Consider the following 11,776-nt stretch of genomic DNA (forward strand, 5'->3'; position numbering starts at 1 on the left):
AATGGAGCGGTGCCGGCCAAGGCCGGCACCCACCGCGCATCAATCATGCTCGACCGCCCTGCAGTAGATCCACGCCATGCGTGGAGGGAACGGCGCCTGCCAAGGTCGGCCTCTACCTGTGCAACGTTCAGCGCGCGCTGCTGTCTTCGGCCACCAGCGCGTGGTGCACGCCGATGCCCGCGCGCACGCCTTCGGCCATCGCCAGGGTGATGTTGCCGACCGTCGTCGCATCGCCTGCGGCATACACGTTCGGCACCGAGGTCTGCTTCATCATGTCGACCTCGATCAACTCGCCCAGCGGGCTCTCGGCCAATGCACAGCCCAGCTGCTGCACCAGCGGCGTGGCCATCGCCTGGGTGGCCGGCACGAACAGCGCACGCTGGGCGATGCGGCGGCCATCGGCCAGCTCCACTTCCAGCCAGGTCGGCTGGTCGCCCTGCACGCCCAGCACCGGCGACGTCTCGATCCGCACGCCGCGCTGCTGCATGGCAGCCCGTTCCTCATCGGTGATCGGCAGGCCCTGGCTGAAGAAGGTGACATTGCCCCAGTCGGCAAACAGCGGCGCCTTGCTGGCGGACATCGGATGCCCGCCAAGCAGCCCGATGGCACCCCCGCCCACCTCGTAACCATGGCAATAGGGGCAGTGCAGCACGGTGCTGCCCCAGCGCTCGGCGAGCCCGGGCAGCTCCGGCAGCTCGTCGGCGATACCGCTGGCCAGCAGCAGCTTGCGCGCGGCCAGCACCTGGCCATCGGCCGTGCGCACTTCCACACCCACTGCGCCGGCGGTGGCCTGCACGGCCTCGGCATGCACCCAGCGCACGCTGGGGTAATCCAGCAGCTGCTGGCGCGCGGTCTTCAGCAGCTCGGCGCCGCTGATGCCATCCAGCCCCAGCACCCCGTGCGAATGGCTGGCGAAACGATTGCGCGGCAAACCTGCGTCGATGACGGTGACCGGGCGGCGGGCACGGGCCAGGATCAGGCCGGCGGCAATGCCGGCATAGCTGCCGCCGACGATGAGCACATCAGGATTCATGGTGACCTTCCAGGGAACGGTGATGGGCGAGATGGCGGGCGAAGTCGGCGCCGAGCTTGTCCAGCGTGGTCGCCCGCAGGCGCTGTTCGAGCAGGCGCTGTGCTTCGCGTGCACCCTCCAGCAAAGCGCTGTTGACCAGCTGCTGGATCGGGCAGCCACCGCCGGAATCACGGGTACCGACCTGTACCAGCGACGGTGCGCCCACCGCCAGGTAGACGTCATGCAGGGTGATGGCTGCGGCATCGCGGGCCAACTGGCTGCCACCGCCATGACCACGGGCGCTGTGAACCAGGCCCGCCCTGTGCAGCTGCGCCAGCAGGCGACGGATCACCACCGGATGGGTCGGCAGGCAGGACGCCAGCTGCTCGGAGGTGCGCGGGCCGTCCTGGCCGACCAGGTGCGCCATCACGTGCAGGGCGTCAGAGAGCAGGTTCGCGGATTTCATGTAACTACATTAGTTACATTTATATCCCCTGTCCAGGGTCCGTATTCGTTCCATATGGACACATTTGTCCTATGAAACACTTTCTTCACATCAGTAAACGAAACGCTAATGTGATGTTCGTCGCACTTCAGCGGGAGCTTGGCGGGTCGATACCGCATTGCCCCTTCCCGAGAGTGCTTCCCGATGAATGCGTCTGTCCGTGCTCCGCGCCTGCAGTCCAAGCTGCTCGGCGCGGTTTCTGTTGGCTTGGCCGTGGTCCTGCTGTGCGCGCTGGCTGGCCTGGCCTCCGCCTGGTTCAAGTTGTCCACCGAGGTTCCACCCGAAGTCGCGCACAGCCGCGACGCCGAACGCCTGCAGCGTGAGTTCCGCGGCCAGGTGCAGGAATGGAAGAACGTGCTGCTGCGTGGTCACGACGACGCGTTGCGTCAGCGCCATCTGGACGCCTTCGACAACGAAGGCCGCCTGGTCGAACGGCTGGCCAAGGGCCTGGTGACCAGCCCGGACGCGCGCACGCGTGAACTGGCGCAGGCGTTCATCGGCCTGCACGCGCAGCTGCAGCAGGACTATCACGCGGCGCTGCAGGCATTTGCCGCGGCCGGCTACGATCCCGCCGCCGGCGACACCCTCGTGCGCGGCAAGGATCGCGCGGTGGCGACCGCACTGGATGCATTGAGCAGGCATGCCACGCAGGTGGCCGAAGCGGCGCTGGCGGCACGTTCGCAGCAGGCGCGGCAGACCCTGCTGCTGTGCGCGTCATTGACGGTGCTGGCCGCCGTGCTGTTGCTGATCGGCCTGTCCTGGTGGCTGCGGCGCGCCGTGGTGCAGCCGGTACTGGCGGTGGAAGCCGCTGCACGCGCAGTGGCTGCCGGCGACCTGCAGCACGTGGTGCAGGTGCGCAGCCGCGACGAGATCGGACGCCTCGCCCAGGCGATGCAGGCGTTGCAGTCCACGCTGCGCGGCGTGCTGGATGCGCAGGCCGCGATGGCCCAGGCGCACGAGGCCGGCACCATCAGCCATCGCATGGACGCCGCTGCCTTCCCCGGCGCGTTCGGCACCATGGTGGCCGACTGCAACACGCTGGTCGACGCGCACATCCGGGTGAAGATGCGCGCGATCTCGATCATGGGCCGCTACGCCGTCGGCGACCTCAGCCAGGACATGGAACGCCTGCCCGGCGAGAAGGCAGTGATCACCGAAGCGCTGGATGCGGTCAAGCACAACCTCGGTGCGATCAACGGCGAAATCCGCCGCCTGGCCGAAGCGGCGGCCGCCGGTGACTTCAGCCAGCGCGGCGACAGCGCGCGCTTCGAGCATGACTTCCGCGCGATGGTCGAGGGCCTCAACCGTCTGATGCAGACTACCGAGCTGAACCTGGGCGAGGTCTCCAGCATGCTGCGTGCCATCGCCGGCGGCCGCCTCGGCGCGCGCATGCACGGTGATTTCCAGGGTGTGTTCGCGCGTATCGCCGGCGATGCCAATACCACCGCCACGCAGCTGGCGACCATCGTCACCGACATCAAGCACGCCTCCGGCAACATCCACACCGCCGCCGCGGAGATCGCCGCCGGCAACAATGATCTGTCCCGCCGCACCGAGCAGCAGGCCGCCAATCTGGAAGAGACTGCTGCATCCATGGAAGAGCTGACCTCCACCGTGCGCCAGAACGCCGAACACGCGCGCCAGGCCAACCAGCTGGCGATCGGTGCACAGGGTGTCGCCTCACACGGTGGCAGCGTGGTCGGGCAGGTGGTGGCGACCATGGGTGCGATCGAAACGTCGTCGCGGCAGATCGCCGACATCATCAGCGTGATCGATGGCATCGCGTTCCAGACCAACATCCTGGCGCTGAACGCCGCGGTGGAAGCGGCACGCGCCGGTGAGCAGGGCCGCGGATTCGCGGTGGTTGCCAGCGAAGTGCGCACGCTGGCACAGCGCTCTGCGGCGGCGGCAAAGGAAATCAAGTCGCTGATCGAGGCGTCGGTGGAACAGGTCGGTGAGGGTGCGCAGCGCGTGCGCGAGGCCGGTGACACCATGGCCGAGATCGTCGCCTCGGTGCAGCGCGTGACCGACATCATGGCCGAGATCTCTGCGGCGTCGCAGGAGCAGAGCGCAGGGATCGAACAGGTCAGCCAGACGGTGATCCAGATGGACGGCACCACCCAGCAGAACGCCGCGCTGGTGGAAGAAGCCAGCGCCGCGGCGCGCAGCCTGGAACAGCAGGCGAACCGGTTGATCGATGCGGTCGATGTGTTCGACCTGTCGGCCGCCGCCGCAACGAAGGACGCGCTGGCCCGCGCAGCCTGATTGATCCGCTTGCCGGCCAGCGGCCGGCACTACCCCGCGATGAACGGTAGTGCCGGCCGCTGGCCGGCAACCCCGTTGTTCCCGGGCTCACAGGAATGCCGGCCAGCGGCCGGCACTACACTGGGCTCCTGTCCCCAAGAGCCGCCGCCATGCCCCAGACCGTCATCCCGCAACTGCGCATGCGCCACGCCGACACCACCCTGCCGTTCTACGTGCAGGGGCTGGGTTTCGTGGTCGACTGGGAACACCGCTTCGAGTCCGGCTTCCCGCTGTTCGCCCAACTCACCCGCGATGGCCAGACGATCTTCCTCACCGAGCACAGCGGTGACTGCGAGGTAGGCGGCGCGGTGTACTTCATCGTCGACGACGTCGACAGCCTGTACCGCGCCTTCAGCGCCGCCAACGTGCCGATCGAGCAGCCACCGCATGACACCGACTGGGGCAGCCGCGAAATGCTGCTGCGCGACCCCGACGGCAACCGCCTGCGCTTTGCCACCCACCTGGACTGAACAACGCGGGCTTGAGGCGGATATACGAAACATATACGCTTCGTATATTCCCACTCCAGGACCGCCGATGGGCATCGTCAACATCGATGACACCCTGCACGACCAGCTGCGCCGTGCCTGCACCGTCTCCAGCCGCTCGATCAACGCCCAGGCCAACTTCTGGATCCGGGTCGGCATGCTGTGCGAAATGAACCCCACGCTGAGTTTCCAGGACATCGTCGCCAGCGAACTGCGCGCAGCCGGCGTGCAGCCACAGGCGCTGGCACCCGGGCGGGCCTGACGTGGCGGTGATCAAGCAGCCGCACGAAATCGCGCTGATGGCCGAATCCGGGCGCCTGCTGGCGCAGGTGTTCGCCGCGCTCGACCAGCTGCCACTGCAGGGCCGCAGCACGATGGAGATCAACGAGTTCGTCGAACGCATGATCGTCGATGAACTGCAGGCGCGGCCGGCCAGCAAGGGCCAGTACGGCTTCCCGTATGTGCTCAACACCTCGATCGACAACGTGGTCTGCCACGGCGTGCCCAGCACCACCGACGTGCTGCGCAATGGCCAGATCGTCAACCTCGACATCACCCTGGAGAAGAACGGCTACATCGCCGACTCCAGCACCACCTACCTGGTCGGGAAGGTCGACTACGCCGCGCGCAGGCTGGTGCAGACCGCCTACCAGGCGATGTGGAAAGGCATCGCTGCGGTGCGCCCCGGTGCACGCCTGGGCGACATCGGCCACGCCATCGCCCGCCACGCGCGCAGTCACGGCTACAGCGTGGTGAAGGAATACTGCGGCCATGGCATCGGCCAGGAAATGCACGAGGAACCGCAGATCCTGCACTACGGCCATCCCAACACCGGCAGGGTGCTGGAGGAGGGCATGGTGTTCACCATCGAGCCGATGCTCAACCAGGGCAAGCCGGCCATCCGCCAGCAGCCGGACGAATGGCCGGTCTACACCCGCGACGGCAAGCTGTCGGCGCAGTTCGAGCACACGGTGGCGGTCACCCGCAACGGTGTGCGCGTACTGACCCTGCGCCCCGGCGAAGCGCCACTGTGCGTAGTGGACGCGACCTAGAGCGGACGCAACAGCAGTAGCGTGGCCAGGCAGAGCATGAACATCGCCACGCCTGCATCCAGCACCCGCCAGGCACTCGGCCTGCGGAACACCGGCTGCAACAGGCGCGCCCCATAGCCGAGCGAGCAGAACCAGGCCACGCTGGCCACGCAGGCCCCGGCGGCGAAGGCCCAGCGCAGGTCACCCGGGTAACGCGTGGACAGGCTGCCCAGCAGCACCACCGTATCCAGATAGACATGCGGGTTGAGCAGGGTGAAGGCCAGGCAGGTCAGCAGCACCTGCCGTCCGCTGCCGCCCTGCGCCTCGGCGGCGGCCAGCGCACTGCCACCGCGCCATGCGCGCAGCCCCGCCTGCACGCCATACCAGAGCAGGAAGGCCGCGCCACCGAAGCGCAGCCCCTGCAGCAGCAGCGGCCACTGCAGCACCAGCGCGCCCATGCCGCCCACGCCCGCCAGGATCAGCACGATGTCCGCGCCGGCGCAGGCCAGCACCACCTTCCCCACATGGCGCTGCTGCAGGCCCTGGCGCAGCACGAAGGCGTTCTGCGCACCGATGGCGATGATCAGGCCGGCACCTGCGAACAGGCCGGCGGCGGCAGCGGCGATCCACATCAGGACAAGCCAGGCAGCGAAGGGATGCGCAGGGTGCGGCCAACGGCCGGTTAAGACAATCTGGTTTTTCTTTATCCTGTGCAGAAAAACTGAAGGGCACCGGCATGGATCTGGTACATCCACAATTGGCCGCATTCGCTGCGGTGCTGGAAGAAGGCAGCTTCGAGGCTGCGGCACGCCGCCTGTCGATCAGCCCATCAGCACTGTCGCAACGGATCAAGGCGCTGGAAGACAGGCTCGGGCAGGTGTTGCTGGTTCGCCAGGCCCCCTGCCGACCGACCGCCGCGGGTGAAGCGCTGCTGCGCCGGGTACGCCCGATGCAGGCGCTGGAAGCCGAGGCGCTGGCCGAGCTGCTACCCGAGCGTGACAACGACGCTGCGCGTACGCCCATCCCCCTGGCAGTCAACGACGACTCGCTTGATACCTGGTTCGTGCCGGCCGTCGCCGACCTGCACCAGCGCCATGGCTACCTGTTCGACCTGCGCATGGACGACCAGGACCACACCCTGCAGCTGCTGCGCGATGGCAGCGTGCTCGGCGCAGTCACCGCCGAAAGCCAGCCGGTGAAGGGCTGCAACGTGCACCCGCTAGGCGCCATGCGCTACCACGCGATCGCTTCGCCCGGCTTCGCCCGCCAGTACTTCAACGATGGCATGCAGGCCGCGGCCCTGGCGCGCGCACCGATGCTGGTGTTCAACCGCAAGGATGAACTGCAATGGCGCTTCGTGCGGCGCCTGACCCGCGCGCGACTGCAGCCGCCGCTACACTACCTGCCCTCTTCCACCGGTTTCGTCGAAGCCGCCGCGTGCGGACTCGGTTGGGGCATGGCCCCGGAAACCCTGGTCGCGCCCGCCGTGCGCGCCGGCCGCGTGGTGGTACTGGAACCCCGCCGCTGGCTGGATGTGCCGCTGTACTGGCAACATGCCGCCGTGCGCTCAAGCACGCTGCAGCACATCACCCAGGCGCTGCGCACTGCAGCCAGCGGCACCCTTCGTTGAGGACAATCCGATGACCGCAGACTCGGGCTTCACGCCGCGCGCACTACCGTTTGCGCACTTCTTTACCACTGGGACGGCATGGGCGTGATCGGCCGACGTACAAGGATGCACCGCGCGAAGGCCGCGCTGGCGCTGGTGCTGGCGACCTGCCTGCCAACCGCTGCGTCCGCGCAGAACAGCAACGACGCCCCCGCATTGGACTGGGAACAGGCACGCCAACGCCTGGAGCAGGTCTCCGATGCACTGGCCGCCGCAGATGCAGCGGTGCGCAACAAGCAGGACCTGCAGGACGCCACGCGCCTGCTGCGCCTGCCGGAGATCACCGGCGAAGTGCGCCGCCTGCAGTTCCAGAAGACCCTGACCCTGCCACTGGGTTCGCTGGCGCCCGTGGCTGAAGCCTTCGGAATCGATTCGCCGCTGTCGTTCACCGAGCGCGACTGGCGTACACGCCCGGTAGTGACCGCGGTGCTGCCGCTGTACACCGGCGGCGTGATCCCGGCCGCGCAACGTGCGGCCAGCGCCGCCCATGAGCAGGCCAACGCCGAGCGCGAGGCACAGCGCCAATCATTGACCGTGCAGCTGGCCCAGGCCTACTTCGGCCAGCGCCTGGCCGAGCAGGCGGTGGACGTGCGCCGCGACGTACGCGACGGCCTCAACCGCCACCTGTCCGATGCAGAAAAGCTGGAGCGCGAGGGCTTTGCCACCCGCGCCCAGCGCCTGCAGGCCACCGTGGCCCGCGACAAGGCCGAGCGCGACTACCAGAAGACGGTGAACGATCTGGCTACGCTGAAGGCCGCGCTGGCCACGCTGCTGCGCAGTGGTGGCGAGGTGCAGCCGGTGTCGCCGCTGTTCGTGCAGCGCGTGCCGCTGGAACCGGTGGCCAGCTTCGAGCGCACGGCGCAGGCGCGCCAGCCGCAGATCGCGCGCTTGCGGGCGATGGTGGCGCAGGCCGAACAGGGCGTGCGCGTGCAGCAGGCCAAGCTGAAGCCGCAGATCTTCGCCTTCGGCCAGTACGACTTCCGTCGCCGCGACGAGATGCTGACCGACCCGGACTGGGCGTTCGGCATCGGCCTGAAGTACACCTTCCTGTCGCCGAACTCGCGGCCGGCGCAGATCAGCGCCGCGCGTGCGCAGCAGGAGCAGGCCGAAGCGGGCCTGCGCGAGGCCGAGAACCAGGTCGCACTGGGCGTGCGCAAGGCCTGGAACGAACTTGAGACCGCGCGCCAGCAGTTCGTGCTGCTCGACAGCAGCATCGCCCAGGCACAGGAAAACCTGCGCCTGCAGGAGCTGGCATTCCGCGAAGGCCAGGCCACCTCGCTGGATGTGATCGATGCGCGGCTCGGCCTGGGCGGCGCCCGTGTCGAGCGCGCACAGGCCGCCTACCAATACGACATTGCGCTGGCACAGTTGCTGGAGATCAGTGGACAGATGGACCGTTTCGAAGAATTCCGGCGGCGTGCGGACGAGGTGATCGACCATGAGTGATGTGCTGCACGACGATGCGACGACGCCCCCCGGCAAGCGACGGCTGGGACCGATCCTGCTGGTGGTCCTGCTGGTCGCGGTGGTGCTCGGCCTGTGGCTGGCCTGGCGCAGCCCGGCCGACCAGATCCAGGGCATGGCCGATGCGGACACGATCAACGTGGCCGCCAAGATCACCGCGCGCGTGGCCGAGCTGAAGGTGCGCGAGGGCGATCGCGTGCAGCCCGGGCAGGTGCTGTTCCTGCTCGACAGTCCCGAAGTGGCCGCCAAGGAACAGCAGGCGCACGGCGCATTGGCCGCTGCGCAGGCGGTGGCCGACAAGGCCGACGAAGGCGCGCGCAGCGAAGACATCCGCGCCGCCGAAGCGAACTGGAAGCGGGCCGAAGCCGGCGCGACGCTGGCCGAAGCGACCTACCAGCGCGTGCAGAACCTGTACAACGAAGGGGTGATGACCCGGCAGAAGCGCGATGAAGCGCATGCCCAGGCCACCAGTTCGCGCGAACTGGCCCGCGCCGCCCGCGCGCAGTACGACATGGCATTGGCCGGCGCCCGCGAGCAGGACAAGCGCGCCGCGCAGGGCCAGGTACAGCAGGCGCAGGGCGCGGTGGCCGAGGTCAACGCCGCGCGAGCAGAAGTGGAAGGACGTGCGCCGGTGGCGGGCGAGATCAACAAGCGCATGGCCGATCCGGGCGAGCTGGTGCCGGCCGGCTATCCGGTGTTCACCCTGGTCGACATCGACCGCATGTGGGTGGCGATGAACCTGCGCGAATCGCAGATGCAGGGCCTGAAGGTCGGCAGCAAACTGCAGGGCAGCGTGCCGGCGCTGGGCCTGGATGGTGAGTTCGAGGTCTACTTCATCAATCCGGCCGGCGACTACGCAACCTGGCGTACCACCCGCCAGTCGTCCGGCTATGACGTCCGCAGCTTCGAGGTGCGGGTGCGCCCGGTACGCCGCATCGAGGGCTTCCGCCCCGGCATGAGCGTGCTGTTCGCATGGCCCCAGCACTGAGCCCGGACCGCAACGGCTTCGCCGCTTCGTGGCGGCGCGAGCTGCAGTCGCTGCGCAGCAACCGTGCCGACCTGCTGCTGGTCACCCTGCTGCCACTACTGATGCTGGTAGTGATGGCATGGATGTTCACGCCGTCGGTGATGCGCGATATCCCGATTGCTGTGGTCGACCTTGACCACAGCAGTGACAGCCGCCTGCTGCTGCGCATGCTCGACGCAAGTCCCGGCGTACGCGTCGCCAGCCAGCCAGCGGACCTGGAGGAGGCACGTTCGCAGCTGCGCAGCCTGGACGTGTTCGCCATCGTGCTGGTGCCGCGCGATGTCACCCGGCAGGCGCTGCGTGGGCGCCAGGGCACGGTGTTCGCCTATTACAACGCCACCTACATGACCACCGGCCAGTCCGCGTCGCGCGACATCGGCGACGCGGTTTCCGCATGGAACGCACGCCTGCTGCGCGAGCGCATCGGCCTGCAGGTTGGCCCGGGCAAGCTGCGCGCGGCGCCGATCGCGGTGCAGTCGGACATCCTCTACAACCCGGCGCGCAGCTACGAATTGTTCCTGCTGCCACTGATCTTCCCGGCGGTGCTGTCACTGGTACTGGCACTTGCGGTGGCCGGCAGCCTCGGCCGCGAGATCCGCGATGGCACCCTGCCCGCCTGGCTGGCTCGCACGCCGTGGTCGGCGATCGCCGGCAAGGTCGCGCCGTACCTCCTGCTGTTCTCGCTGTATGGCGCGCTCGGCATCGGCTACCTGGCCTGGCTGCGCGGCGATGGTGTGGCCGGCAGCGTGCTCCTGCTGCTGCTCGCACAGCCCCTGTTCTACCTGGCCACGGCCACCTACGCGTTGTTTTTCGTCGGCGTCACCCGCGACATGGGTACCGCACTGTCCGCGGTGGGTCTGAGCATCGGCACCGCACTGGCGTTTTCCAGTGCCACCTTCCCGGTGCTGGACGGGCCGTTGTTTACCCGCGTCTGGCACCAGCTGCTGCCATTGAGCGCCTACATCAAGCTGCAGACCCAGCAGCAGTTCATCGGCTCGCCGCTGCAGGTTTCGGCATGGCCGCTGGCTACGCTGCTGTTGATGACGGTGGTGGCCGGTGGCATCGGCGGCCTGCGCCTGATCGCCTTTGCACGCACGCCTGCCGCCGCACAATCCGCAGGGGCTGACGCATGAGCATGCTCTGGCGCAGCCTGCGGCAGACCCTGATGGCGGTGCTGTGCGACCGCTACGCGATCGTGGTGATGGTCGGTGCGGTGATCCTGTATTCGTTCTTCTATCCAGCCGCCTACCGGCACCAGGTGGCCGGCAACCTGCCGGTGCTGGTGGTGGACGAAGACCATAGCGCGACCAGCCGCGAGCTGCTGCGCAAGCTCGACGCGCTGCGCGTTGCGCGCGTGGTCGGGCAACCGGCGGACGTCGACAGCGCACGCCAGCAGCTCGAAGCCGGCCACGCCGAAGGCATCGTCGTGATCCCGGCCAACCTGGAGCGCGACATCCTGCGCGGCCATCCGGCCAAGCTGGTATTGCTTGGCAACGGTGCCTACCTGGGCCGCGCCAGCTGGGTGCTGGGCAGCGTAGCCGATGCACTGGGCGCATTCGGGCGCGACGCCGTGGTCGGCCAGGCCGCCTTCATGGGCGCGCCACAGGCACCGCCGGTCACCCTGGTACAGCGCCCGCTGTACAACACCCAGGAAGGCTATGGCAGCGCCATCGTGCCCGGCGTGGCCGAGCTGATCGTGCACCAGACGCTGTTGATGGGCATCGGCGTTCTCCTCGGCGGCCGCCGCCTCGCGCTCGGCCGGCGCCCGCGCTTCGACCTCCCGACCCTGGCCGGGATGGCGTTGGGCTTCGGCCTGATCGGCCTGTTCGGCCTGTTCTGGTACGCCGGTTTCACCGCCTGGGTGCAGGACTATCCACGAGGAGGCAACCCGCTGGGCCAGCTGCTGGGCGGCACTTTGTTCATCGCCGCGACGGTGGCGTTCGGCCTGTTCATCGGCAGCTTCTTCCGTACCCGCGAACGCGCGTTCCAGTACATCATCGCCACGTCCATCCCGCTGTTTTTCCTCGCCAACCTGTCGTGGCCGACGGTGATGACGCCGCAACCGCTGGTCTGGCTGGCACAGCTGCTGCCGACCACCTCGGGCATCAACCTGATGGTGCGCCTGAACCAGATGGACGCCCGCCTGGCCGACATCAGCCACGAACTGATCACCCTCACCGTCCTGCTGCTGCTCTACGGTAGCCTCGCCACCTGGCGCCTCCTCGCCAAAAAAGGGGACGGAGGGAATTAAGTCGTAAGCGGCCTGTTCAAGCGGC

The 11,776-nt window shown here is 68.1% G+C and carries 12 protein-coding genes; 9 read left to right on the plus strand and 3 right to left on the minus strand.

Going from position 1 to position 11,776, the window contains the following annotated elements; all coding sequences use genetic code 11:
* Nucleotides 1–127 precede the first annotated feature (127 nt).
* Together ACM0PY_RS12545 and ACM0PY_RS12550 are read right to left on the minus strand one after the other, a co-directional pair.
* Entirely contained in the window at nucleotides 128–1,033 is a 906-nt protein-coding gene (locus ACM0PY_RS12545) for an NAD(P)/FAD-dependent oxidoreductase (RefSeq protein ID WP_134971754.1), read from the minus strand.
* The gene (locus ACM0PY_RS12550; RefSeq protein ID WP_072168047.1) at nucleotides 1,023–1,478 is read right to left on the minus strand and encodes an Rrf2 family transcriptional regulator; all 456 of its coding nucleotides are present in this window, start codon (nucleotides 1,476–1,478) and stop codon (nucleotides 1,023–1,025) included. Before ACM0PY_RS12550 ends, ACM0PY_RS12545 begins: the two co-directional genes overlap by 11 nt.
* 183 nt (nucleotides 1,479–1,661) lie before the next feature.
* Between ACM0PY_RS12550 and ACM0PY_RS12555 the strand changes: the two genes are divergently transcribed.
* The 4 genes from ACM0PY_RS12555 (at nucleotide 1,662) to map (ending at nucleotide 5,361) form a co-directional block, all read left to right on the plus strand.
* Nucleotides 1,662–3,782: a methyl-accepting chemotaxis protein gene (locus ACM0PY_RS12555; RefSeq protein WP_180895486.1), complete on the plus strand. Its 2,121-nt coding sequence runs from the start codon at nucleotides 1,662–1,664 to the stop codon at nucleotides 3,780–3,782.
* A gap of 149 nt (nucleotides 3,783–3,931) precedes the next feature.
* Nucleotides 3,932–4,291, plus strand: coding sequence for a bleomycin resistance protein (locus ACM0PY_RS12560; protein ID WP_072166862.1), 360 nt, complete (start codon nucleotides 3,932–3,934; stop codon nucleotides 4,289–4,291).
* A 67-nt stretch (nucleotides 4,292–4,358) separates the two neighbouring features.
* Complete coding sequence (locus ACM0PY_RS12565) at nucleotides 4,359–4,571, plus strand: ParD-like family protein (RefSeq protein ID WP_006425741.1); 213 nt, start codon at nucleotides 4,359–4,361, stop codon at nucleotides 4,569–4,571.
* 7 nt (nucleotides 4,572–4,578) lie between these two features.
* A complete protein-coding gene (map, locus tag ACM0PY_RS12570) occupies nucleotides 4,579–5,361 on the plus strand; it encodes a type I methionyl aminopeptidase (protein ID WP_134972889.1) in 783 nt (260 codons plus the stop codon).
* On the opposite strand, the gene ACM0PY_RS12575 is transcribed toward map, so the two are convergent.
* Nucleotides 5,358–5,972: a LysE/ArgO family amino acid transporter gene (locus ACM0PY_RS12575; RefSeq protein WP_180884684.1), complete on the minus strand. Its 615-nt coding sequence runs from the start codon at nucleotides 5,970–5,972 to the stop codon at nucleotides 5,358–5,360. The two genes, map and ACM0PY_RS12575, sit on opposite strands and share 4 nt — an antisense overlap.
* Nucleotides 5,973–6,076: 104 nt before the next feature.
* On the opposite strand from ACM0PY_RS12575, the gene ACM0PY_RS12580 reads away from it, so the two are divergent.
* From ACM0PY_RS12580 to ACM0PY_RS12600, 5 genes are all read left to right on the plus strand, one after another.
* Entirely contained in the window at nucleotides 6,077–6,970 is an 894-nt protein-coding gene (locus ACM0PY_RS12580; protein WP_134970747.1) for a LysR family transcriptional regulator ArgP, read from the plus strand.
* A gap of 78 nt (nucleotides 6,971–7,048) precedes the next feature.
* Nucleotides 7,049–8,455 (plus strand): TolC family protein, encoded by a 1,407-nt coding sequence (locus ACM0PY_RS12585; protein ID WP_069139125.1) that lies wholly within the window; start codon nucleotides 7,049–7,051, stop codon nucleotides 8,453–8,455.
* Entirely contained in the window at nucleotides 8,448–9,461 is a 1,014-nt protein-coding gene (locus ACM0PY_RS12590; protein WP_069139124.1) for an HlyD family secretion protein, read from the plus strand. The genes ACM0PY_RS12585 and ACM0PY_RS12590 overlap by 8 nt, the downstream gene beginning before the upstream one ends.
* A complete protein-coding gene (locus ACM0PY_RS12595; RefSeq protein ID WP_065179657.1) occupies nucleotides 9,446–10,633 on the plus strand; it encodes an ABC transporter permease in 1,188 nt (395 codons plus the stop codon). Before ACM0PY_RS12590 ends, ACM0PY_RS12595 begins: the two co-directional genes overlap by 16 nt.
* The gene (locus tag ACM0PY_RS12600; protein ID WP_180884686.1) at nucleotides 10,630–11,751 is read left to right on the plus strand and encodes an ABC transporter permease; all 1,122 of its coding nucleotides are present in this window, start codon (nucleotides 10,630–10,632) and stop codon (nucleotides 11,749–11,751) included. Before ACM0PY_RS12595 ends, ACM0PY_RS12600 begins: the two co-directional genes overlap by 4 nt.
* The last annotated feature ends 25 nt before the right edge of the window (nucleotides 11,752–11,776 follow it).

The sequence above is a fragment of the Stenotrophomonas sp. BR163 genome (assembly GCF_047520985.2).
Classification (GTDB): domain Bacteria; phylum Pseudomonadota; class Gammaproteobacteria; order Xanthomonadales; family Xanthomonadaceae; genus Stenotrophomonas; species Stenotrophomonas sepilia.

Bases quoted from the DNA above. Each gene is read 5' to 3' on its own strand.
- ACM0PY_RS12545 (WP_134971754.1), bottom strand. From the start codon at position 1,033: ATGAATCCTGATGTGCTCATCGTCGGCGGCAGCTATGCCGGCATTGCC.
- ACM0PY_RS12550 (WP_072168047.1), bottom strand. From the start codon at position 1,478: ATGAAATCCGCGAACCTGCTCTCTGACGCCCTGCACGTGATGGCGCAC.
- ACM0PY_RS12555 (WP_180895486.1), top strand. From the start codon at position 1,662: ATGAATGCGTCTGTCCGTGCTCCGCGCCTGCAGTCCAAGCTGCTCGGC.
- ACM0PY_RS12560 (WP_072166862.1), top strand. From the start codon at position 3,932: ATGCCCCAGACCGTCATCCCGCAACTGCGCATGCGCCACGCCGACACC.
- ACM0PY_RS12565 (WP_006425741.1), top strand. From the start codon at position 4,359: ATGGGCATCGTCAACATCGATGACACCCTGCACGACCAGCTGCGCCGT.
- ACM0PY_RS12575 (WP_180884684.1), bottom strand. From the start codon at position 5,972: ATGTGGATCGCCGCTGCCGCCGCCGGCCTGTTCGCAGGTGCCGGCCTG.
- ACM0PY_RS12580 (WP_134970747.1), top strand. From the start codon at position 6,077: ATGGATCTGGTACATCCACAATTGGCCGCATTCGCTGCGGTGCTGGAA.
- ACM0PY_RS12585 (WP_069139125.1), top strand. From the start codon at position 7,049: ATGGGCGTGATCGGCCGACGTACAAGGATGCACCGCGCGAAGGCCGCG.
- ACM0PY_RS12590 (WP_069139124.1), top strand. From the start codon at position 8,448: ATGAGTGATGTGCTGCACGACGATGCGACGACGCCCCCCGGCAAGCGA.
- ACM0PY_RS12595 (WP_065179657.1), top strand. From the start codon at position 9,446: ATGGCCCCAGCACTGAGCCCGGACCGCAACGGCTTCGCCGCTTCGTGG.
- ACM0PY_RS12600 (WP_180884686.1), top strand. From the start codon at position 10,630: ATGAGCATGCTCTGGCGCAGCCTGCGGCAGACCCTGATGGCGGTGCTG.